Source organism: Streptomyces tibetensis (genome assembly GCF_040647715.1).
Lineage (GTDB): Bacteria > Actinomycetota > Actinomycetes > Streptomycetales > Streptomycetaceae > Streptomyces > Streptomyces tibetensis_A.
In genome coordinates, this window is record NZ_JBEZCR010000018.1 from 66,740 (window position 1) to 86,863 (window position 20,124).

Sequence of the window (20,124 nt, forward strand, 5' to 3'; positions counted from 1 at the left end):
CCCGGTACCGCTCGGGATGTTCATTCCGTCCCGGGCAGCCGAACCATGACGAGGAGGCCACCGGCGGGGCGGGCGACGAGGTCGAGGGTCCCGTCGTGAGCGCGGACGACGCTGTGCACGATGGCGAGGCCGAGGCCGACACCGGCATGCTCGTCGGTGCGCCGGCGTTGCGTTCCGCGCTGGAAGGGCTCGGTGAGCGTCGGCAGTAGTTCCGCCGGCACCTTGGGGCCCGTGTTCTCGACCCGCAGCAGGCTCGTGTCCTGCCGGGTCTCGGTGTGGACCGTCACGGTGCCTCCCGTGGGGAGGTTGTGGACGATCGCGTTCTGGAGGAGATTCGTCGCCATCCTCAGCAGGAGCTCGGCGGAGCCGCTGGTGCGTGCCGCCCGGCCGGTGACGTCGAGCGTGATGCCGCGCTGTTCGGCGAGGCCGAGCAGGGTTTCCGCGGCCTCTTCGGCGACCAGGGAGAGGTCGACGCTCTCGCGGGCGAGGTTCCCGCGGTCGCTGCGGCTGAGCAGCAGGAGGGCTTCGGTGAGGGCGATCGCACGGGTGTTGACGGCCTGCAGGCGGTCGAAGAGTTCGTTCCCCTTCCGCCGCGCCGGGTCCTTACGGGCGAGGTCGAGCAGCGTTTGTGAGATGGCCAGTGGGGTGCGCAGTTCGTGGGAGGCGTTCGCGGCGAACCTCCGCTGCTCGGCGACGTGCGACTCGAGTTGTCCGAGCATGGTGTCGAACGCGTCGGCGAGTTCGCGGAACTCGTCCTGGCGGCCTTCCATGCGGATCCGGTGGGACAGCGATCCACTCCCGGCCGTCCGTGCGGCGGTCGTGATCCGGGTGAGCGGTGCGAGCATCCGGCCGGCGAGGATCCATCCCCCGACGAGCCCGAACACCAGCAGGAAGCACATGGCGAGGGCCGCGGCGGGGGCGAAGGTACGCACCAGGAGGTAGCGGTTGGGCGAGATGCCCAGCAGACCTCGGGAGTTGTCGGGGACGTAGCGCAGGATGAACCCCCACACCACGGCCAGCAGGAGCGCCCCGGCGACGGCGAGGAATCCGGCGTAGCTGAGGGTGAGTTTCAGTCGGACGCTGAGGCCCGGACGTCTAGGCATGCGGACTGTCCGGGCGTGCGTTGGGTGTGTCGGTACCGGTGTCGATGCGGTAGCCCACGCCGGGCACCGTGGCGATGAGCCATGGTTCGCCGAGCCGCTTGCGCAGGGCGGAGACGGTGATGCGGACGGCGTTCGTGAAGGGGTCGGCGTTCTCGTCCCAGGCCCGCTCCAGGAGTTCTTCGCTGCTGACGACACCGCCCTCGGCGGAGACGAGGACCTCGAGTACGGCGAACTGTTTGCGGGTGAGGGCGACGTAGCGTCCGTCGCGGAAGACCTCCCGGCGGAAGGGGTCCAGACGCAGGCCCGCGATCTCGCGCACCGGGGGCCGGACGTACGCGCGCCTGCGGTCGAGCGCCCGCAGCCGCAGGACCAGCTCCCGCAGTTCGAACGGCTTGGTGAGGTAGTCGTCGGCGCCGAGTTCGAACCCGGACGCCTTGTCGTCGATCCGGTCGGCGGCGGTGAGCATGAGGATCGGGATGCCGCTGCCGGAGGCGACGATGCACCGGGCGACCTCGTCGCCCGAGGGGCCGGGGACGTCGCGATCGAGGATCGCGAGGTCGTACGTGTTGACGCTCAGCAGGTGCAGCGCCGAGTCACCGTCGCCGGCGATGTCGGCGGCGATCGCCTCGAGCCGCAGGCCGTCCCGGACGGCTTCGGCCAGGTACGGCTCGTCCTCCACGATCAGTACGCGCATGTCCGAAGCCTAGGCAGCACCGCATACCGCCGGCGTATGCAAAGACGTCCACGCACCGGGACGGGCGGGCCGCATCTCAGCCGACCGGTGCCGGGGCCGGGCCGGGCCGGGCCGACCGCGCTTGTGCTCTGGTGCGCCACCAGCGGCGCGACGCCAGGGCGGCCAACGCGGCACCGACGGCGTTGACCAGTACGTCGTCCACGGAGGACACCCGGTCCAGCCGCAGTACGTACTGCGCCGTTTCGACCAGGACCGAACAGCCCGCTCCGAGCGCCAGCACCCGCGGCACGGATGCCAGGGCCGCGCAGCGCATCGGGCCGAAGAAGCCCAACGCCGCGAAGACCAGCAGATTGCCGGCGATCCCGAAGGGGCCCATGGTGATCAGGTCCCGCAGCGGTATCAGGCTCACCCGGCCGGGGACGGTTCCGGCCCCTGCACCCGGCATGAGGACCATCCAGACGAACGGCACCGTCCCGTGGACCATGCCCACCTCGGCCAGCGACATCCGCCATGCGCCCTCGACGCCGGCGGCACGCCGGTGCCGTGCCAGAGCCCACGCCACCAGTGCGGCGGGCGGCAGCGTGACCAGAGTCATGAGCACGACGCCGTTGAAGGTGTCGAGGCAGCCGTGCCACCGACCCGCCATACATGTCGGAGCAGCCATCATGAGCGGCCGCCGCACGACGTCCACGGCACCCGCCAAGGCGAGAATCCCGAGGACGGACAACGCGATCCCGCCAGTGCGGCGGGGCGGTGGGGGCGGGAATGCGTTTCGGGTCATGTCCCCATTGCAGAAGGAGGGTCGTTGCGGTGGCGTATCCGCTTTTCGATACGTCGGCGATACCACCATGGCGCGAGGAGCCCGCCTCTCTCCCAGTGACCGGGAACTGTGCCGTCGCGGCAGGCGGAACGCCAGTGTCGGACGGTGAGCGTATGGCTCAACGGCACTCATGGCGCAGGCAAGACGACGACCAGTGCACTCGTGCAGAAGCTGATCCCGGACTCACGGGTGTTCGATGCCGAAAAGGTCGGCGAGACGTATATGGACATCACGCCGACGCTGCCCGGACCCGGCACGGACAACCGCGCCCTACGCCGAGGCGGCCCGCACGTGGCTGCACAACGCGGCCGAGGTCGTCGACACCACGCACCTCACGCCCGCACAGGCCGCCCTGCGCATCGCAGAGGCCGTCGGGACGCAACGCCCCTGATCGATTGTCCCTGTTCGTCGGCCAGTAGCCTGCGTCACCATGATGCGCGTGTGGATCCTGCCCATGCTGCTCGTACTCTGCGGCTCGGCCGCCGCGACCGGACTGGTCTTCGCGGGGAGCCCGGGCACGGCGGCCGCGCTGCTGGTGGTGTTCCTGCTGCTCGCCGGCGTGAACTCGCCACTGGTCTTCCCCAGATCGATCGGTGCGCGCGAGGCACGACAACGCAGTACGGTCGACGGCCGGCCGGTCGTCTTCTGGCGGCCGGGCTGCGCGTACTGCCTGCGCCTGCGTATCCGGTTGGGGTGGAGCGCTCGCCGGTTGTACTGGGTGAACATCTGGCGTGACCCGGCCGGAGCCGCGGCGGTCAGGGAGGTCAACGACGGCAACGAGACCGTGCCGACTGTCGTCGTGGACGGCCGCTCACACACCAATCCCGATCCGGCGTGGGTCCGCGGCCGGCTCTCCCCGTCCCGGTGACGCGGAGTCACGGTCATCGCCGGCGACCGTGACCGGACAACGACCGCGCCGCTCGACCGCATCGCCTTGCCCAGCGCTGCCATGAGCCCGTCAGGCTTCTCCGGCCGGTGCACCGCCTGGTAGGTGCCGCTGGGGCGAGTCGTCCGAGGGCGTGGTGGCCGGCCGGGGAGACGCCGCTACGTCGTGCGCCGTGCGAGGCGGGCGCAGATCCGGGTCGATTCGCCCTGTGGGAGCCGTCGTCATGGCAGGTTCGGAGGCAGCGGAGGCCGTCGAGGCGCTGCGGGCACCGGAGGGTTCGGTCAGGGCGATGCGGGCCGTGATGCGCTTGCCGACCGCCTCCCGTTCGACGGACAGGCCCTCCGAAACGGCCTTGACGATCTCCAGGCCGTGGCCGCCGATCCTGCCCGGATCCGCGGCCCGGGCGGCCGGGACCTCGGGGTGGCTGTCCCAAACGGACACTTCCACGGCGCCGGCGGTCAGCCCCAGCTCCACCAGGACGGGGCCCGGTGCGTACTTGCAGGCGTTGGTGACCAGTTCGCTCACCACGAGCTGGGTGAGGTCCCTCGCGCGCGCGGTCACCAGCAGGCCGTACTCCTCGCCCGCCTGATCGAGAAACGCCGCCGCATGCTGGCGTGCGTCCGCGATACAGCCGTGGTCGCCGCCCAGGGCGAAGCCGACGCGCACCAAGTGCTCGTCGCGTGCTGCACAGCCGTCACCGTCGGTATCATCTGCCACTGGCCTCGCCTCACTCCCCCGTTTCGCGCGCGACTACCCCCCTGGCCGGCATGCATGCCGCTCGGGTGATGTTCGAAACAATCCCGTGGGTGCATCCGGGCGGTCGGTGGGGCAGAATCAACCGCGCACGTCCTGAACCGGTGACAAGCCTAAATCGCAGTCGAGGAGACCGTGGCCCACATCGAACCAGCGGACCGGCCAGAACGGCTCTCCGTCGAACACCGCATGGTCGAGGGCATCCGTGTCGTGACACTGCGGGGCGAAATCGACCATGACGTCCAGGATGTGCTGAGGCAGGCCCTGCAGGCCGAGGGCGAGGCGGGGCCGCCGCGGATAGTCGCCGATCTCAACGCGGTGACGTTCATGGACTCCAGCGGCATCAACGTCTTCGTCGCGGCCTACCAGCAGCTGAGCGAGGCAGACGGTTGGGTGCGCATCGCCGGGGCCCAGGACTCCGTCCTGCGCGTCCTGCAACTGGTCGGCGTCGACACGCTCATCCCCTGCCACCCCACGACCGAGCAAGCCCTGACCGCCTGACCGCTTCCTGCGGACGGGCCGCCGGGCGGCCCGGTGAGGCGCAAGGCACTGGCACGGCCGTGCCGGGCCCTGCTGCCGGTTCCGGCTCAGGCGAGTACCTGCGCTGCGTAGAGTGCGCCGATCGTGGCGGCGAGGGTGCCCGGCAGGAGGCGGAGAAATCGTTCCGGCGGGGCTTCATCAGCGGCGCCCAGGCCCAAGGCGTCACCTCGGGCGGCTGGGGCAACTGCGCCGACGGCGGCGAGACGTGGCATCAGCCGGTCAACGAGATCCTCAACCGCACGGGCTACGCTGCATACGGCCCTGACCCTCATCAGCACGCCGAGCGGGACCCGGCCCCGAGCGGTCACCGCAGCCCGCTCGGACCGCCCGGCGTCGTCCAGCGGTCTGCGGCTCGGTCAAAGGCGTTCGATGACGGTCACATTGGCCTGGCCGCCGCCTTCGCACATCGTCTGCAGCCCGTAGCGGCCGCCGGTGCGTTCCAGCTCGTGCAGCAGGGTGGTCGTCAGCCGGGTTCCGGTGGCTCCGAGCGGGTGGCCGAGAGCGATGGCACCGCCGTTGGCGTTGACCTTCTCCGGGTCGGCGCCGGTCTCCTTCAGCCAGGCCAGCACCACCGAGGCGAAGGCCTCGTTGATCTCGACCAGGTCGATCTCGTCGAGCGTCATCCCGGATTTCTTCAGGGCGTACGCGGTGGCCGGGATGGGAGCGGTCAGCATGCGGATCGGGTCCTCGCCGCGCACCGAGAGGTGGTGGACGCGGGCCCTGGGGGTCAGGCCGTGCTCCCGCACGGCCCGCTCCGACGCGATGAGCACGGCCGAGGCACCGTCGGAGATCTGGGACGACAGGGCGGCCGTGAGCCGGCCGCCCTCCACCAGTGGCTGCAGGCCCGCCATCTTCTCCCGGCTGGTGTCGCGGCGCGGTCCCTCGTCGTGGACGACATCGCCGTACACGACGGTCTCGCGGTCGAAGCGGCCCTCGTCGATGGCGCGGATCGCCCGCTGGTGGGAGCGGAACGCGAACTCCTCCATGGCCTCCCGGGTGATGTCCCACTTGCGGGCGATCTCCTCGGCGCCGAGGAACTGGTTGACCGGGCGGTCGCCGTAGCGGGCCCGCCAGCCCGCCGAGCCGGCGAACGGGCCCTCGGTCAGGCCCAGCGGGGCGGCGGCCTGCCGGGTGGCGAAGGCGATGGGGATCTGCGACATGTTCTGCACGCCGCCGGCGACGACCAGGTCCTGGGTACCGGAGAGGACGCCCTGCGCGGCGAAGTGCAGGGCCTGCTGCGAGGAGCCGCACTGGCGGTCGACCGTCACGCCGGGTACCTCTTCGGGCAGTCCCGCGGCCAGCCAGCAGGTGCGTGCTATGTCACCGGCCTGCGGGCCGACGGTGTCGAGGCAGCCGAACACCACGTCCTCGACGGCGGCCGGGTCGGCGCCGGAGCGCTCCATCAGCGTGGTCAGCACGTGTGCACCGAGGTCGGCCGGGTGGACGGCGGACAGCCCGCCGCCCCTTCGGCCGACCGGGGTCCGCACCGCTTCGACGATGTAGGCCTCGGCCATGGCGTCTCCTTGTCTGGGCCTGCGGATGCAGGACTGCCTATGAGTCGTGCAGGGCGATGCCCTCCAGCACCATCGACAGGTACTGGCGGGCGATCTCCTCGGGGCTGTGCCGGCCGCCCGGCCGGTACCAGGACGCGGCGACCCAGACCGTGTCGCGGACGAAGCGGTAGGTGAGCCGTACGTCCAGGTCGGGTCGGAAGACCTTGGCGGCCACTCCGCGCTCCAGCGTGCCCAGCCACGCCTTCTCGAACTTCTGCTGCGACTCGACGAGGTAGGCGAAGTGCGGCCGGGTCCCGAGGTGCCTGGACTCCTTCTGGTAGATGGCGACCGCGTCCAGGTGCCGGTCGATCTCCCGGAAGGACTCGGTGACGAGGGCCTCCAGGGTTTCCCTCGGGCCGAGCCCGGCGCCGAGCACGGCGTCGTACCGCGCCCAGAGCTCGTCCAGGAAGCCGGAGAGGATCTCGTCCAGCATCGACTCCTTGGAGTCGAAGTGGTAGTAGAGGCTGCCCGCCAGCATCCCCGCCGCGTCCGCGATCTTGCGGACGGTCGTGGCGTTGTAGCCCTGCGCGGCGAACACCCGAGCCGCGATGGCCAGGAGTTCCTCGCGCCGCTCGGGCGGGCTCACCGTGGACTTCTTGTGGTCGCTGTTGCTGCTTTTCGGCACGGGCCCATTCTCGCCTCATGGGTGCTGGCTGCTGACCGACAGGACCTCGCCGGTCAGGTACGACGAGTAGCCGGAGGCCAGGAACACGATCACGTTGGCCACCTCCCACGGTTCGGCGCAGCGCCCGAAGGCCTCCCGGCCGGTCAGTTCCTCCAGCAGTTCGGGGGTGGTGACCTTGGCGAGGTGCGGGTGCATGGCCAGGCTCGGGGAGACGGCGTTCACCCGCACTCCGTAGGCGGCGGCCTCGACCGCGGCACAGCGGGTGAGGGCCATGACACCGGCTTTCGCAGTGGCGTAGTGGGCCTGACCCCGCTGTGCGCGCCAGCCGACCACGGAGGCGTTGTTGACGACCGCGCCGCCGGTGCCCGCTGCCTTCATCCGGCGCAGTGCGGCGCGGGTGCAGCGGAACGTGCCGTTGAGGGTGACGTCGAGGACTCTGTTCCACTGTTCGTCGGTCATGTCGACGACGTCGGCGGTGCCGCCGAGGCCCGCGTTGTTGACCAGGATGTCGAGGCTGCCGTGGTGTTGCTCGGCGTGGTCGAACAGCGCGGTGACCTGGTCCTCGTCCGTGACGTCGCAGCGCAGTGCGCTGACGCGGTCGGCGCCGAACTCGGCGGCCAGTACCGCCTCAAACTCCTTCAGGCGGCGGCCGTGGGCGTCGGAGATCACGACCCGGGCGCCCTCCTCCAGCAGCCGGCGGGCGGTCGCGCCGCCGATGCCTGCGCCCGCGGCGGCGGTGACGACGGCCGTGCGGCCGGTGAGCAGGTGATGGCCGGGCAGGTACGGCGGTGGGGTCGCGGTCATGGCCTACCTCCTCGGGCAGCGTGCCTCCGACGCCGCTGTCCGTTTCCTCGGCTGTGGCGCTGGGGCGACTCTCGACGGCCGAAGACCCGTACGTTAACCTACCAAACACTTGTTAGGGAAGGAGGAGGCGATGTCCGCTGCCCGCACCGCACCCCCGGACCCCGTCCGCTACGAGCGCCGCGGCGCCGTCGCCCTGGTGACGATGGACCGGCCCGAGTACCGCAACGCCCAGAACTCCGCGATGACCTACGCCCTGGATCGGGCTTTCTACCGAGCGGCGGACGACGACGCGGTGAAGGTCGTGGTCCTCGCCGGAGCGGGGCGGCACTTCTCCGCCGGCCATGACATCGGCACCCCCGAGCGGGACGCGCACCTGCCGTTCGACCGCACAGCGGGACTGTGGTGGGACCACTCGCAGAAGGCGGGGGCCGAGAGCCGCTTCGCCCGCGAGTCCGAGGTGTACCTGGGCATGTGCCGGCGCTGGCGCGAACTGCCCAAGCCGGTCATCGCCGCCGTGCAGGGCGCGTGCGTGGCCGGCGGGCTGATGCTGGCATGGGTGTGCGATCTGATCGTCGCCTCCGAGGACGCCTTCTTCGCCGACCCGGTGGTACGCATGGGGATCCCGGGCGTCGAGTACTTCGCCCACCCGTGGGTGATGCCGCCGCGGATCGCCAAGGAGTTCCTCTACACCGGCGACCGGATGAGCGCGCGGCGCGCCTACGAGGTCGGCATGGTCAACCGGGTCGTGCCCCGCGAGGAACTGACCGAGCACACCATGGAACTGGCCGAGCGGATCGGGGCGATGCCCCGGATGGGGCTGGCACTGACGAAGCGGGCGGTCAACCAGGCCGAGGACCTCCAAGGACTGCACGCGGGGCTGGACTCCGTCTTCGGGCTGCACCACCTCGCCCACGCGCACAACGCCGAGACCGGCGGCGACTCGCTCGGCGGGATGGACGTGCGCGCGATGAAGGAGACGCGCCCCTGATGGATCTCGACTTCACCGCCGCCGAGGACGCCTTCCGGGCCCGGGCGCGGGACTGGCTCGCCGCCCGTGTGCCGTCCGTCCCGCTGCCGTCGCTGGAGACCGCCGAGGGCTTCGCCGCCCACCGGGACTGGGAGGGCACGCTGTTCGCCGACCGGTGGTCGGTGGTCTCCTGGCCCGAGGAGTTCGGCGGCCGCGGGTCCTCCCTGCTGGAGTGGCTGATCTTCGAGGAGGAGTACTACCGGGCCGGCGCGCCCGGCCGGGTCTCCCAGAACGGCATCAGCCTCCTCGCCCCCACCCTCTTCGACCACGGCACCGCAGAGCAGCGTGCGCGGGTGCTGCCGTCCATGGCGAGCGGCGAGGTGATCTGGGCGCAGGCCTGGTCCGAGCCGGAGGCGGGGTCCGACCTGGCCGCGCTGCGGTCCACCGCCGAGCGGACGGAGGGCGGCTGGCGCATCAGCGGGCAGAAGACGTGGTCGTCCCGGGCGGCCTTCGCCGATCGCGCGTTCGGCCTGTTCCGCAGCCATCCGGACGCGGACCGGCCGCACCGGGGTCTGACGTATCTCATGTTTCCACTGGACGCGGACGGTGTGACCGTACGGCCCATCGGGCGGCTGGACGGCAAGCCCGCCTTCGCCGAGTTGTTCCTCGACGACGTCTTCGTGCCGGACGAGGACGTCATCGGGGAGCCGGGACAGGGCTGGCGGGTCGCGATGAGTACCAGCGGCAACGAGCGCGGGCTGACCCTGCGCAGCCCCGGCCGTTTCACCGCCGCGGCCGACCGGCTGGCGGCGCTGTGGCGCTCCACCACGGAGCGCGACTCCACAGCGGTCCTCACCTGCTCCGGCTCCGGCTCCGGCTCCGGCTCCGGCTCCGGCTCCGGCTCCGGCCATGGACCCGGCCTCAGCTCCTGCTCCCACGACCTCGCGTTGCGCGACCGGGTCGCCGACGCGGTGATCGGCGCTCGGGCCTACCAGTTGTTCACCTATGCCCATGCGTCACGCATCGCCGCCGGTGGATCCATCGGTGCCGAGTCCAGCCTCAACAAGGTCTTCTGGTCCGAGCTGGACATCGCCCTGCACGAGACCGCCCTCGACCTGCTCGGTCCCTGGGGCGAGTTGACCGACGGGTCCACCGAGGCTCCCGCGCACGGCTGTTGGGCCGAGGGGTACACCTTCTCCCTGGCCGGGCCGATCTACGCCGGCACCAACGAGATCCAGCGCGACATCATCGCCGAGCGGCTGCTCGGCCTGCCGAAGGGACGCCGGTGATGCGGTGATGCGGTTCCTCCTCGACGACGAGCAGCGGGAGTTCGCCCGCACGCTGGACCGCATGCTGGGCTCCGCCGGAACACCCGGCGTCGTACGGTCCTGGGCGGCAGGCGACCACGGGCCCGGACGCGCCCTGTGGGCCAGGCTCGCGGAGGCCGGCGTCTTCGCCCTCGCCGTTCCGCAGGAGCACGAGGGTCTGGGACCGCTGCCCGTCGAACTGACCGCCGCCTTCGGTGAACTGGGCGGTCACGCCGTGCCCGGTCCGCTGGCCGAGACGGTCGCCGCGAGTGCCCTGCTGGGCCGGCTCGGGGGCGACGCGGCGCATGCCTGGCTCCCACAGTTCGCGTCGGGCACGGCAATGGCGTCCCTGTGCGTCCTGTCGCCCGGGGGCAGCCCGTACGCGCTGGACGCCGACGCCGCCGACACGGTGCTCGTCGTGGACGGCGACACCCTGCGGCTCGCGGCCGCGCACGGTCCGGTGCAGTCGTCGGCCGACCCGGCGCGGCGGCTGGCCCGACCGCGGGGTGGAGTCGTGCTCGCGCAGGGCCCCGAGGTGACGGCGGCGGCCGCGTACGCCACCGATGTCGCGGCGCTGGTCACGGCAGCGCAGGCCCTCGGGCTGGGAAGGTCGCTGCTGGACCGCACGGTGGGGTACGTGCGGCAGCGCACCCAGTTCGGGGTGACCGTCGGCTCGTTCCAGGCGGTCAAGCACCGCCTGGCCGACACTCTCATCGCCCTGGAGTTCGCGCAGCCTCTGGTCCACGCCGCCGCCGTGGCCCTGGCGGCGGATGATCCGGCGGCAGGCCGGGAGGTCGCCGCCGCGAAGGTGTCGGCCTGCGAGGCGGCGTACGGGGCGGCGCGTACCGCCCTGCAACTCCACGGCGCCGTCGGCTACACCGAGGAACTGGACCTGTCCCTGTGGATCCGCAAGGCCCGCCCGTTGCGCACCGCCTGGGGTACTCCGGCCGCATGCCGAGCACGGGTGCTGGCGGACGGGCCGGTGGGGTGAGACCGGAGCGAATCGGGCTCGGCTGAAGGGTCGCTGTCCGTCTCCCTCATACGACGGCCGACAGCCTGCCGAGCGTGGCCTGTGCCTCCGCCATGATCCTGTCGACGAGTTCGGCGCAGGACGGCAGGTCCTCTATCAGACCCCCGACCTGGCCGCAGGCCATCACGCCGAGGTCCGTGCGGCCGTCGACCATCGCGGCCTTGAGGAGCATCGGGGTGTTGGCGGCCAGGAGGACCTGGCTCCAGGTCAGGTCCTTGCCGTGTTTCAGGGCCAGGCCGTCGCGTACCAGGCCGGCCCAGCTCATACCGGAGTCCCGTTTGAAGGCGGCGGCGTGCCGCAGGGCGCGCAGCAGGGAGGTCGTACGGCCGGAGCGCTCCAGCGCGTCCACCAGGTCGGTGCGCAGCATCCGGTGGGGAAGGCCGTCGATCTTGTCGGTGACGGTGACGTCCTGGACGCCCGCCGCGAGGTAGCGGGCCTTGACCGCGTCGGGGACGGTGCTGTCGGAGGTGAGCAGGAAGCGCGTGCCCATGGCGATGCCGGCGGCGCCGTAGGCCAGGGCCGCGACCAGTCCGCGTCCGTCCCGGAAGCCGCCGGCGGCGATCACGGGGATGTCGACGGCGTCCACGACCTGCGGCAGCAGCACGCTGGTGGCGACGCTGCCGGTGTGTCCGCCGCCCTCGCCGCCCTGCACGAGCACGGCGTCGGCGCCCCAGTCCGCGACCTTCTCGGCGTGCCGCCGGGCGCCCACGGAGGGGATGACGACCACCCCCGCGTCCTTCAGACGGGCGATCAGTTCCGGCCGGGGCGCGAGAGCGAACGAGGCGACCTTCACGCCCTCGTCGAGGATGATCCGCACCCTCTCCCCCGCGTCCGAGGCGTCGGCCCGCAGGTTGACCCCGAAGGGCGCGTCGGTGCGGGACCTGACCTCGCGCACGGCCGAGCGGAGCTGTTGTGGGGTCATGGTGGCGGACGCGAGGATGCCCAGGGCTCCCGCGTCGGCGGCGGCGGAGACCAGGCGGGGTCCGGCCACCCACCCCATGCCGGTCTGGACGATGGGGGTGCGCACTCCGACGAGTTCGGTGAGGGCCGTGGCGATCGCGGTGTCGCTCATGCGGGCACCTCACGGCCACGGGCGCCCTCCGGGTCGATGACCTCGCGGACGAGGCGCAGTTCTTCGGTGGTGGGCTCCCGGGTGTATGGCACTTCGTCCGGGACGGTGAGGGCGAAACCGGTGGCCGCGAGGACCTGTTCGACCGTCACCCCCGGGTGCAGCGAGCGCAGCCGCATCGAGTGGTCCGGGGTGGCGAAGTCGAAGACGCCCAGGTTGCTGACCACTTCCGGTAGGTGGTGGAAGCGGGTGGCCGACGGGCCGGCCTCGGCCGCACGGTCGTAGCCGACTCCGCACACCATGTCGACCTGCTCCACGAAGACGCGCCGGGAGTGGTTCGGCACCCAGTAACTGGTCGGGTTGTTCAGGGTGTTGACGGGGGCGCCCCGGACGCCCAGCAACTGCCGGGCAGGGCGGGCCCAGTCGCCGATGCAGGAGATGTTCTGGTTGCCGTGGCGGTCGATCTGGGCGGCGCCCATCATCACGTGCCGCCGTCCCGTGGCCACGAGAGCCAGGTGCTGCCGGTACGGCAGCCAGCCCTCCACCACCTGCGCCCGGGCACCGAGCGCCGGGACGTCGCCGATCAGCAGCGCCTCGCCGTCGGTGAGCATCAGGTCGGGCGCGAACGTCAGCTTCGCCAGCCGGGCGCCGATGGTGGGGACGGTGCCCATGGGGCTGGCCAGGACCTCCCCCGCGTGACGCCAGGCCTCCGCGCAGGCCACCACGCAGTACTCGGCGCGCGTCGCCTTCGTCGTCGTGGGACTGCTCACGCCCGCTCCTCGTGGAATGCGGCGACCGCGGTTTGGTACGTCTCCTCGTCCGCCGACAGAAAGCGATCCGTGAAGGCCTGCCAGGCCTCCGGGTCGCGGGCGGCCTCGGCATAGGCGCGTTGGAAGGCCTCGTCGCGGCCGTGGTCGGGGGCGCAGGAAGTGAAGTGCGCGCCGTGGGGTGTCTGGACGACCCCGGTCACGAATGCCCGCTTGACGAGCAGCGTCTGCGGGGCCGCGTCCTTGAGCAGGTCGGCCGTGTCGACGAGCTGCTCGCAGGAGACGTACGCGGCGTCGGCCGCCTGGCAGAAGAGGTCGTCGAAGTAAGGGTCGGGCCCCAGGTACTGGGCGTTGCCCTGTGCGTCCGCCCGGTTGAGGTGCACCAGCGCCGCGTCCAGGCGCAGCGCCGGGACCGCGACGAACTCCTCGCCGTCCGCGTAGGGCGATACCACCGTGCGCAGGTGCGGGTTGACCTTCATCACGTCGGAGCCGAGAGCGGCCCGGACGGGCAGGAAGGGCAGCCGCTGCGCTGCGGCGGTCAGACCCCACATGAACATCGCCTCGTCCAGTTCCACCAGGTCGAAGGCCCCGCGCTGCCGGGCGGCGGTGAAGTGCGGCTCCAGCGGGACGGAGTCCAGGGTGGCGAACGGGGCCACCAGGGTGCGGATCCGGTCGGCCGCGGCGAGCAGGCCGACGTCGGGACCGCCGTAGGACACCACCGTCAGGTCGGTGATGTCGGAGCGCAGCAGGGCCCGGATCAGGGCCATCGGCTTGCGGCGCGACCCCCAGCCGCCGATGCCCAGGGTCATGCCGGTGCGGAGTCGGCCGACCACCTGCTCGGCGGTCATCGTCTTGTCGCTCAACGCGCCTCCCCTTCTGACGACTTGGATGCCTTCGACGGCGACCGGGACGAGACGAAGGCCTCGCGGTACCGGTCCGACACGCCGCTGAGGTTGGCCTCGAACGTGAAGCCCTGCTCGAAGCGGTAGCTGCGGCGGACGTCCACGGGGTCGATACCGTTGATCGAGGCCTTGGCGAAGCGGATGAGGAGCCCGTCCTTGGCGGCGATCTGTCTGGCCAGTTCCATGGCCGCGGGGTGCAGCTGTGCGCGTGGGACGACCCGCCACACCGAGCCGTGGCGGTGGAGTTCCTCGGCCGTCACGGTGCGCGAGGTGTAGTAGAGCGTCCGCATCAGGTGCTGAGGAACCAGCCGGGCCAGGTGGGTGGCGGCGCCGAGCGCGCCCCGGTCCAGCTCGGGCAGCCCGAAGGTCGCGTCGTCGCTGGCCACGATCGAGTCGGCGTTGCCGACCAGGCCGATACCGCCGCCCATGCAGAAGCCCTGCACCGCGGCGATCACGGGGACCTCGCAGTCGTAGACCGCGTTGAACGCCTCGTAGCAGCCGCGGTTGGTGCCGACGAGCGCCGTGTGTCCCTCGGTGCGCTGCATCTCCTTGATGTCGGCGCCGGCGTTGAACCCGCGCCCTGTCGCGGTGAGGACGACGCAGCGCACGGCGGGGTCGGAACCGGCCTCACGCACCGCGGCGGCCAGGTCGTACCAGCCCTGCACGGGGACGGCGTTGACCGGTGGGAAGTCGACGGTGATGACGGCGATGCCCTCTTCGGGGCTTGTGGTGGAGACACCCATGGGCGGATCAGCTACCTTTCCACCAAACGTTTGTTAGGTGTGAAGGTAGCAGCGGAGTACGCCTCGCGGGAGGTTCCCCATGGCAACGATCACCGATCTGAGCGGACGGGTGGCGGTGGTCACCGGCGGAACCAGGGGCGTGGGCGCGGGCATCACCGGGGCCCTGCTGGAGGCCGGGGCCGAGGTGGTGACCTGCGCCCGGCGCCCCGCGGACCGGCCTGTCGAGGCGGCCGGGCGCAGGGCCCGGTTCCTCCCTCTCGACCTGCGCGACGCGGACGCCGTCGGTGCCTTCTTCGCCCAGGTGAGGGGCGAGTACGGCGGACTGGACGTCCTCGTCAACAACGCAGGGGGCACGCCGTACCGGATGCTCGAGGAGGGCGGCGCCGAACGGCACTGCCGGGTCGTCGAGTTGAATCTGCTCGCTCCCCTGACCGCCTCCCTCGCCGCGTACGAGCAGATGCGCGCCCAGCCCGGCGGCGGGTCGATCGTCATGATCGGCAGTGTCAGCGGCAGCCGTCCGTCACCGGGCTCGGCGGCCTACGGCGCGGCCAAGGCGGGGCTGGAGCAGCTGGCCCGCAGCATGGCCGTGGAGTGGGGCCCGAAGGTACGGGTCAACACCCTGGTCCTCGGCATGGTGCGCACCGAACTGTCGTATCTGCACTACGGCGACGAGGACGGCGTCGCGGCCGTCGGCCGCACCGTGCCCCTCGGCCGGCTCGCCGACCCGGCGGAGGTGGGCGACGCCTGTGTCTTCCTCGCCTCCGAGCGCGCCGCGTACATCAGCGGTGCGAGTCTGCTCGTCCACGGTGGGGGCGAACGCCCGGCCTACCTCGACGCCGCCACCGCCGGCAACTGACCCACCGAGCACCCGTTCCCGACCTTCCAGACCTCTCAGTGAAGGAACCCGCAGCATGTCCGGACTGTGCAGCGAACGTGTCGCGATCGTCACCGGGGCGGGGCGCGGACTCGGCCGGGCGCATGCCCTCGCGCTCGCCGCCGAGGGCGCGAAGGTCGTGGTGAACGACCTCGGTGTCGGCCCCGACGGGTTGGGTACCGAGGCGGGGCCCGCCCGGCTCGTCGTGGACGAGATCGTCGCCCGCGGGGGGCAGGCGGTCGCCCACGGCGGGGACATCGCCACGACGGAGGGCGCGGCCTCATTGATCCGCACCGCAGTCGAGACCTACGGCCGCCTCGACACGCTGGTGAACAACGCCGGATTCCTGCGCGACCGCATGCTGGTGAACCTCGACGAGGACGACTGGGACGCCGTCATGCGCGTCCATCTCAAGGGGCACTTCCTGCCGCTGAAGTTCGCGGCGGCCCACTGGCGCGCGGAGGCCAAGGCGGGCCGTGTCCCGGCGGCCCGGGTCGTCAACACCAGCAGCGGCGCTGGGCTGTCGGGCAGCGTCGGCCAGGGAAACTACTCCGCGGCCAAGGCCGGGATCGTCGGGCTGACCCTGGTCGCCGCCGCCGAGATGGGCCGCTACGGCGTCCTGGTCAACGCCATCGCCCCCGCGGCCCGCACCCGGATGACCGAGGCCACGTTCGCCGCGACGATGGCGGCCCCCGACAGCGGCTTCGACGCCATGGCCCCGGAGAACGTCTCCCCGCTCGTCGTGTGGCTGGGCTCCGCGGCCTGCGCCGGGGTGACGGGGCGGGTCTTCGAGGCGGCGGGCGGTCGCATCACGGTCATGGAGGGGTGGCGCCCCGGCCCTACGGCGGACAAGGGCGCCCGTTGGTCCCCGTCCGAGGCCGGGGAGGCCGCACTGAAACTCCTTGCGGAAGCGGCGACCCCCCAACCGGTGTACGGAGCGGGGTGAATACCGGGCGGTGTGTGTGGGTTCTGCCCGGGCAGAGCGGCCACTCGGGGAAGGGGTGGACCTCAGCAGCCGGACCTCGGCGATGTCGGCCCTGCCCTCTTGCTCGTCGAGCACCCTGAATGCCTTCACCCGGCCGTCTTGGGCAGGGCGAAGGTCGTGAACGTGGACTGACAGCTCACCGACACAGGTGGGTCCGGAAACTGAAGGAGCCGAGGAACCCTGCGGGGCGGAGCCGGCGGAGCAGCAGGCTCCGCCCCACAGGCATCCGAGGACCGTCAGCAGGTCGTCCGGGCTTCGCAGCGGCTGGTGGAGGCCATGGCGAGGGTGGCGTTGCCGGTGGCCGCGATCAATCCCGGTGGAGGGCCACGTCGTGGTCGTTGAGCCGTTCCACGTCGTCACGAGGGACTGGGGGACATCGTCAGCGGCCATCAGTGCCCGCGCTGTTCAGGCCCCGTCCCGGGACGAGTCGAAGGAGAAGGAGGAGAGGCGGAAGTCGCCGTGCAGGATCAGGCGCAGGTCGTGGACGCCGTCGACGGGTGCCGTCACGTCGGCCGCCACGGTGGTCCAGATGTAGGGGCCCCCGGTGACCGGTACGGCGAGTTCGGCCACCGGCCGGTCTGCGGCCAGGATCTCCAGCCGTGCCTCTCCCCCGCCGGCGTCCACCCGCGCGACCTGTGCCTCGAACCGGGCCGCGCCGGTCAGATCGGCGCGACGGAACAACAGGGTGGCGGGTCGGGTGGGGCCGGCCGGGGCGACGGCGTCGCCCTCGGCGCGGTCGGCGTCGACCAGGGCGAGGGCGGTGTAATCGTCGAAGTCGACCGCCAGGCTGCGCCGGCCGACCACCGTGCGGGGTGCGGGGGGCGCGCCGGTCACCGTCAACGGCGCGGTCAGGACAACGTCTTCGGCGGACCGTGCGACGAGGACCTCGTAGGCGCCGGGGTCCACGGCGAAGGCGCCGGTGGCGACGTCCCAGTGCGCGAACCGGTCCGCGGGCAGCCGGAAGACCAGCTCCCGCCTCGCCCCGGGTTCGAGCCTTACCTTGCGGAAGTCGGCGAGCCGCAGCCTCGGCGCCTCGTAGCGTGCGTCGAGCGCCCGGACGTAGAGCTGCACCACCTCGCTTCCGGCGCGGTCGCCGGTGTTCGTCAGGGTCAGCGAGACGTCGAGCGCTCCGTCCCCCGCCATTTCCGCGGCGGACAGTCGCAGGTCGCTGGGGGTGAACTCCGTGTAGGACAGGCCGTGTCCGAAGGCGTAGCGGGGTGCGGCCCGGTGGTACTGGTAGGTCCAGCCCGCCTTGATGATGTCGTAGTCGAGGGGGTGGGGGAGCTCGTCGTCGCCCCGGTACCAGGTCTGCGGCAGGCGCCCGGCGGGATCGGCCTCTCCCTGCAGGACGGCGGCCAGTGCCGTGCCTGTTTCCTGCCCGCCGTGAGACGTCCACATCACGGCGGGCAGGTGTTCGTCGGCCCAGTCGAGGGCGTAGGGGTAGCTGCTCATGACGACCAGCGCGGTCTCGGGGCGGACTTCGGCGACCGCGCGCAAGAGCGCCTCTTGACCCGCGGGCAGTGCGATGCCCGCGCGGTCCTCGGTCTCGCGGCCGCCGATGAGCGGGTGGTTGCCGAGGACGACGATCGCCACGTCGGCCGCCTCGGCGGCGGCTCGGGCCTCGGCCGTGCCGTCCCGCAGCAGCTCGCGCTGCCAGCGCTCGGCCTGGTGAGGGGTCTCGGCGGTGGCGGCGACGTGGCCGTCCGCGGGGTCGACCGCGGCGTAGCGGCCGGTGTGGATGTTGCGCAGGAGAACGGTGTCGGCGTCGCCGAGCGGATCGGGCTCCAGTTGGAACGTTTCGTTGACGAACCAGCTCTTGATGACCGTGGGCCCCGGAAGGAGTGCGTCGTCGTCCTTGCGGGTGAGGTAGCGGCCGGTGCCGGTATCGCGCAGCGTGAGCGCGCCGCCGCCCCAGTCCTGGACGTCGAACGTGGTCCCGCCGAGCGGTGCGCCCGTGGTGTGCGAGCGCAGGGCGATGCGGTCGGCTCCCTCGACGGTGACGACGTCCGCCGCGGCGGCACGCAGCCCGGACGCGATGCCTGCCCGGTAGGGCAGGGTGCCGCTGTACCAGTCCTCGTACACGCTGTCGGCGTGCGGGCCGATGACGGCGATGCGGGGGGACCGCTCCGTCCGGAGGGGCAGCAGACCGTCGTTCTTGAGCAGTACCACCGACTCGGTGGCGGCGCGCCGGGCGAGGGCGCGGTGGTCGGGGCAGTCGATCACCTCCGGGCCGATGTGGGCGTACGGGTCCAGGTCGGGGTCGAACTCGCCCAGACGGAAGCGGAGTTGCAGGTGGCGGCGGGCTGCGCGATCGATGTCCGTCTCGTCGATCAGGCCGCGTTCCAGGGCCTCCCGCAAGCGGCCGGTCACGGTGGAACTGTCCTGGTTCTGGTCGGTGAAGCTGTCGATGCCGGCCTTCAGCGCCGCGGCGTGCCCCTCGGGGTGGTCGGCGAAGTAGTGCTCCGGGTCGACGAGGTTGGACGGCGCCTCGGCGTCGCTGACCACGAAGAGCTCGTGTCCGGTCGGCACGGCCCACTCGCGCAGCTGTGTCCTCAGGAGTGGACTGACGTGGCAGGGGCGGCCGTTGACGAGGTTGTACGCGGCCATCGCGCCGGTGGCCGCGCCCGAGGCGACAGCGGGCCGGAAGGCGGCCAGGTCGTACTCCTGGAGCACGCGGGGGCGCACGCCGGAGGAGGTGACGCAGCGGTCGTCCTCGTTGTTGTAGGCGAGGAAGTGTTTGAGCACCGGAGCGGCTCGCAGGTATGTGGGGTGGTCGCCGGCGAGCCCCCGGCAGTAGGCCGTGCCGAGCCGTGCGGTGTGTTCCGGGTCCTCTGAATAGCCCTCCTCGTTGCGGCCCCAGCGCGGGTCCCGCAGCAGGTTCAGCACGGGTGCCCATGCCTGGAGGCTGTTGGTGCCGACGCCGTTGGCGGTCGGGCGGTGCCGGTGGAAGGCGCGCAGTTCGACCGATACGGCCTGGGCCACCTCGCCCACCAGGTCCTCGTCCCAGGTCGCGCCGAGCCCGACCGCCTGCGGAAAGACGGTCGCTTCGCCGAGCCAGGACACGCCGTGCAGCGCCTCCGTGCCGGTGCGGAACGCGGCGACGCCGAGGCGCTCGACAGCCGGGGTGAACTGATGCAGGAGCCCGATCCGCTCATCGAGTGTGAGCCGCCCGAGCAAGTCGTCGACGCGCTTCGACACTGGCAGCGCGGGGTCGCGGAACGGGAGCCGTTCGGCGGCGGTCAGGTACGGAGAACTCACGAGATGAACCCCTAGAAGCAGTCCGCTTTTGGATTGTTGAAGCGCTTCGACGCTGCCACCGGCTTCGCGGGCTGTCAATGCGCCGGAGGAAAGTAACTTCCTTGGGGATCGGCCTCTTGTTTCGCGAGAAACCTGTCATTAACGTTCGCCGCCAAGTGAAGCGCTTCGACACTGCGAGGGGGAAGGGCCGCTCATGAGTGACGAGTGGAACCGCAGAAGATCTCGACCACCACGCGGCACTCGGCCGCGCCCACCGCGCTCTGTGGGACGCCGGCGTCACGGTCGGACGGCCGACGCCGGCGCTTCCTGATCAACCACCGCACCGAACCCGTGCCACTGCCAGAGCCCGCCCACGGCCTGCTCACGGACGCTCCGGTGTCCGAACTGCCGCCCGGCGGCTGCGTCGTGCTCCGCATCGCCTGAACCCTGCCGAGCTGTCGGAAA

At 71.7% G+C, this 20,124-nt stretch carries 19 protein-coding genes and 3 pseudogenes; 10 read left to right on the top strand and 12 right to left on the bottom strand.

Translation table 11 applies throughout. From position 1 onward, the window contains the following. Positions 1-20 precede the first annotated feature (20 nt). From AB0B29_RS34990 to AB0B29_RS35000, 3 genes are all read right to left on the bottom strand, one after another. The gene (locus tag AB0B29_RS34990) at positions 21-1,103 is read right to left on the bottom strand and encodes a sensor histidine kinase (protein ID WP_362246295.1); all 1,083 of its coding nucleotides are present in this window, start codon (positions 1,101-1,103) and stop codon (positions 21-23) included. Then, entirely contained in the window at positions 1,096-1,797 is a 702-nt protein-coding gene (locus AB0B29_RS34995; RefSeq protein ID WP_362246297.1) for a response regulator transcription factor, read from the bottom strand. The genes AB0B29_RS34990 and AB0B29_RS34995 overlap by 8 nt, the downstream gene beginning before the upstream one ends. A 76-nt stretch (positions 1,798-1,873) precedes the next feature. Next, positions 1,874-2,578 carry a VanZ family protein gene (locus AB0B29_RS35000; protein ID WP_362246299.1) on the bottom strand — a complete coding sequence of 235 codons (705 nt, stop codon included), beginning with the start codon at positions 2,576-2,578 and terminating at the stop codon, positions 1,874-1,876. A gap of 144 nt (positions 2,579-2,722) precedes the next feature. Between AB0B29_RS35000 and AB0B29_RS35005 the strand changes: the two are divergent. Both AB0B29_RS35005 and AB0B29_RS35010 read left to right on the top strand, forming a co-directional pair. Next, positions 2,723-3,008 (top strand): annotated as a pseudogene (locus tag AB0B29_RS35005) (hypothetical protein). A gap of 39 nt (positions 3,009-3,047) precedes the next feature. Then, complete coding sequence (locus tag AB0B29_RS35010) at positions 3,048-3,485, top strand: glutaredoxin domain-containing protein (RefSeq protein ID WP_362246301.1); 438 nt, start codon at positions 3,048-3,050, stop codon at positions 3,483-3,485. Positions 3,486-3,779: 294 nt separating this feature from the next. Here the strand turns inward: AB0B29_RS35010 and AB0B29_RS35015 are convergent. Continuing rightward, a pseudogene (locus AB0B29_RS35015) lies at positions 3,780-4,220 on the bottom strand (ATP-binding protein); the annotation flags it as partial. A gap of 171 nt (positions 4,221-4,391) precedes the next feature. Between AB0B29_RS35015 and AB0B29_RS35020 the strand changes: the two are divergent. Together AB0B29_RS35020 and AB0B29_RS37820 are read left to right on the top strand one after the other, a co-directional pair. Beyond that, entirely contained in the window at positions 4,392-4,757 is a 366-nt protein-coding gene (locus tag AB0B29_RS35020) for an STAS domain-containing protein (RefSeq protein ID WP_362246303.1), read from the top strand. 104 nt (positions 4,758-4,861) lie between these two features. After that, a pseudogene (locus AB0B29_RS37820) lies at positions 4,862-5,057 on the top strand (hypothetical protein); the annotation flags it as partial. Positions 5,058-5,152: 95 nt separating this feature from the next. Here the strand turns inward: AB0B29_RS37820 and AB0B29_RS35025 are convergent. The 3 genes from AB0B29_RS35025 to AB0B29_RS35035 are packed head-to-tail and all read right to left on the bottom strand — an operon-like array spanning position 5,153 to position 7,778. After that, positions 5,153-6,310, bottom strand: coding sequence for an acetyl-CoA C-acetyltransferase (locus AB0B29_RS35025; RefSeq protein ID WP_362246305.1), 1,158 nt, complete (start codon positions 6,308-6,310; stop codon positions 5,153-5,155). A 37-nt stretch (positions 6,311-6,347) separates the two neighbouring features. Further along, positions 6,348-6,974: a TetR family transcriptional regulator gene (locus AB0B29_RS35030; RefSeq protein ID WP_436845951.1), complete on the bottom strand. Its 627-nt coding sequence runs from the start codon at positions 6,972-6,974 to the stop codon at positions 6,348-6,350. Positions 6,975-6,989: 15 nt separating this feature from the next. Next, on the bottom strand, positions 6,990-7,778 hold the full coding sequence (locus AB0B29_RS35035) for an SDR family oxidoreductase (RefSeq protein WP_362246307.1): 789 nt from the start codon (positions 7,776-7,778) through the stop codon (positions 6,990-6,992). 130 nt (positions 7,779-7,908) lie between these two features. Here AB0B29_RS35035 and AB0B29_RS35040 point away from each other — a divergent pair, with 130 nt between their 5' ends. Genes AB0B29_RS35040 through AB0B29_RS35050 form a run of 3 tightly spaced genes read left to right on the top strand, consistent with a single transcriptional unit; the run spans position 7,909 to position 11,043 of the window. Then, on the top strand, positions 7,909-8,766 hold the full coding sequence (locus tag AB0B29_RS35040; RefSeq protein ID WP_362246309.1) for an enoyl-CoA hydratase: 858 nt from the start codon (positions 7,909-7,911) through the stop codon (positions 8,764-8,766). Continuing rightward, positions 8,766-10,034: an acyl-CoA dehydrogenase family protein gene (locus tag AB0B29_RS35045; protein WP_362246311.1), complete on the top strand. Its 1,269-nt coding sequence runs from the start codon at positions 8,766-8,768 to the stop codon at positions 10,032-10,034. The genes AB0B29_RS35040 and AB0B29_RS35045 overlap by 1 nt, the downstream gene beginning before the upstream one ends. 7 nt (positions 10,035-10,041) lie before the next feature. Continuing rightward, positions 10,042-11,043, top strand: coding sequence for an acyl-CoA dehydrogenase family protein (locus tag AB0B29_RS35050; protein ID WP_362246313.1), 1,002 nt, complete (start codon positions 10,042-10,044; stop codon positions 11,041-11,043). Positions 11,044-11,089: 46 nt separating this feature from the next. Here AB0B29_RS35050 and AB0B29_RS35055 read toward each other — a convergent pair whose 3' ends face one another. The 4 genes from AB0B29_RS35055 to AB0B29_RS35070 are packed head-to-tail and all read right to left on the bottom strand — an operon-like array spanning position 11,090 to position 14,563. Continuing rightward, the gene (locus AB0B29_RS35055; RefSeq protein ID WP_436845952.1) at positions 11,090-12,154 is read right to left on the bottom strand and encodes an NAD(P)H-dependent flavin oxidoreductase; all 1,065 of its coding nucleotides are present in this window, start codon (positions 12,152-12,154) and stop codon (positions 11,090-11,092) included. Continuing rightward, positions 12,151-12,921 carry a CoA-transferase subunit beta gene (locus AB0B29_RS35060; protein WP_362246315.1) on the bottom strand — a complete coding sequence of 257 codons (771 nt, stop codon included), beginning with the start codon at positions 12,919-12,921 and terminating at the stop codon, positions 12,151-12,153. Before AB0B29_RS35060 ends, AB0B29_RS35055 begins: the two co-directional genes overlap by 4 nt. Continuing rightward, the gene (locus AB0B29_RS35065) at positions 12,918-13,781 is read right to left on the bottom strand and encodes a CoA transferase subunit A (protein WP_362246317.1); all 864 of its coding nucleotides are present in this window, start codon (positions 13,779-13,781) and stop codon (positions 12,918-12,920) included. The genes AB0B29_RS35060 and AB0B29_RS35065 overlap by 4 nt, the downstream gene beginning before the upstream one ends. Continuing rightward, positions 13,778-14,563, bottom strand: a complete 786-nt coding sequence (locus AB0B29_RS35070; RefSeq protein ID WP_362246319.1) for an enoyl-CoA hydratase family protein — start codon at positions 14,561-14,563, stop codon at positions 13,778-13,780. The genes AB0B29_RS35065 and AB0B29_RS35070 overlap by 4 nt, the downstream gene beginning before the upstream one ends. A 79-nt stretch (positions 14,564-14,642) precedes the next feature. Here AB0B29_RS35070 and AB0B29_RS35075 point away from each other — a divergent pair, with 79 nt between their 5' ends. Together AB0B29_RS35075 and AB0B29_RS35080 are read left to right on the top strand one after the other, a co-directional pair. Beyond that, positions 14,643-15,419, top strand: coding sequence for an SDR family oxidoreductase (locus tag AB0B29_RS35075; RefSeq protein ID WP_362246320.1), 777 nt, complete (start codon positions 14,643-14,645; stop codon positions 15,417-15,419). 55 nt (positions 15,420-15,474) lie between these two features. Next, the gene (locus tag AB0B29_RS35080; RefSeq protein ID WP_362246322.1) at positions 15,475-16,383 is read left to right on the top strand and encodes an SDR family oxidoreductase; all 909 of its coding nucleotides are present in this window, start codon (positions 15,475-15,477) and stop codon (positions 16,381-16,383) included. Positions 16,384-16,827: 444 nt separating this feature from the next. Here AB0B29_RS35080 and AB0B29_RS35085 read toward each other — a convergent pair whose 3' ends face one another. Beyond that, positions 16,828-19,680: a glycoside hydrolase family 3 C-terminal domain-containing protein gene (locus AB0B29_RS35085; RefSeq protein ID WP_362246324.1), complete on the bottom strand. Its 2,853-nt coding sequence runs from the start codon at positions 19,678-19,680 to the stop codon at positions 16,828-16,830. 204 nt (positions 19,681-19,884) lie between these two features. Between AB0B29_RS35085 and AB0B29_RS35090 the strand changes: the two genes are divergently transcribed. Next, the gene (locus tag AB0B29_RS35090) at positions 19,885-20,103 is read left to right on the top strand and encodes a hypothetical protein (RefSeq protein WP_362246326.1); all 219 of its coding nucleotides are present in this window, start codon (positions 19,885-19,887) and stop codon (positions 20,101-20,103) included. The last annotated feature ends 21 nt before the right edge of the window (positions 20,104-20,124 follow it).

What these genes read in the sequence shown, in the direction of transcription:
- AB0B29_RS34990 (WP_362246295.1), bottom strand. Translation starts at nt 1,103, where the DNA reads ATGCCTAGACGTCCGGGCCTCAGCGTCCGACTGAAACTCACCCTCAGC.
- AB0B29_RS34995 (WP_362246297.1), bottom strand. Translation starts at nt 1,797, where the DNA reads ATGCGCGTACTGATCGTGGAGGACGAGCCGTACCTGGCCGAAGCCGTC.
- AB0B29_RS35000 (WP_362246299.1), bottom strand. Translation starts at nt 2,578, where the DNA reads ATGACCCGAAACGCATTCCCGCCCCCACCGCCCCGCCGCACTGGCGGG.
- AB0B29_RS35010 (WP_362246301.1), top strand. Translation starts at nt 3,048, where the DNA reads ATGATGCGCGTGTGGATCCTGCCCATGCTGCTCGTACTCTGCGGCTCG.
- AB0B29_RS35025 (WP_362246305.1), bottom strand. Translation starts at nt 6,310, where the DNA reads ATGGCCGAGGCCTACATCGTCGAAGCGGTGCGGACCCCGGTCGGCCGA.
- AB0B29_RS35035 (WP_362246307.1), bottom strand. Translation starts at nt 7,778, where the DNA reads ATGACCGCGACCCCACCGCCGTACCTGCCCGGCCATCACCTGCTCACC.
- AB0B29_RS35040 (WP_362246309.1), top strand. Translation starts at nt 7,909, where the DNA reads ATGTCCGCTGCCCGCACCGCACCCCCGGACCCCGTCCGCTACGAGCGC.
- AB0B29_RS35045 (WP_362246311.1), top strand. Translation starts at nt 8,766, where the DNA reads ATGGATCTCGACTTCACCGCCGCCGAGGACGCCTTCCGGGCCCGGGCG.
- AB0B29_RS35050 (WP_362246313.1), top strand. Translation starts at nt 10,042, where the DNA reads ATGCGGTTCCTCCTCGACGACGAGCAGCGGGAGTTCGCCCGCACGCTG.
- AB0B29_RS35055 (WP_436845952.1), bottom strand. Translation starts at nt 12,154, where the DNA reads ATGAGCGACACCGCGATCGCCACGGCCCTCACCGAACTCGTCGGAGTG.
- AB0B29_RS35070 (WP_362246319.1), bottom strand. Translation starts at nt 14,563, where the DNA reads ATGGGTGTCTCCACCACAAGCCCCGAAGAGGGCATCGCCGTCATCACC.
- AB0B29_RS35075 (WP_362246320.1), top strand. Translation starts at nt 14,643, where the DNA reads ATGGCAACGATCACCGATCTGAGCGGACGGGTGGCGGTGGTCACCGGC.
- AB0B29_RS35080 (WP_362246322.1), top strand. Translation starts at nt 15,475, where the DNA reads ATGTCCGGACTGTGCAGCGAACGTGTCGCGATCGTCACCGGGGCGGGG.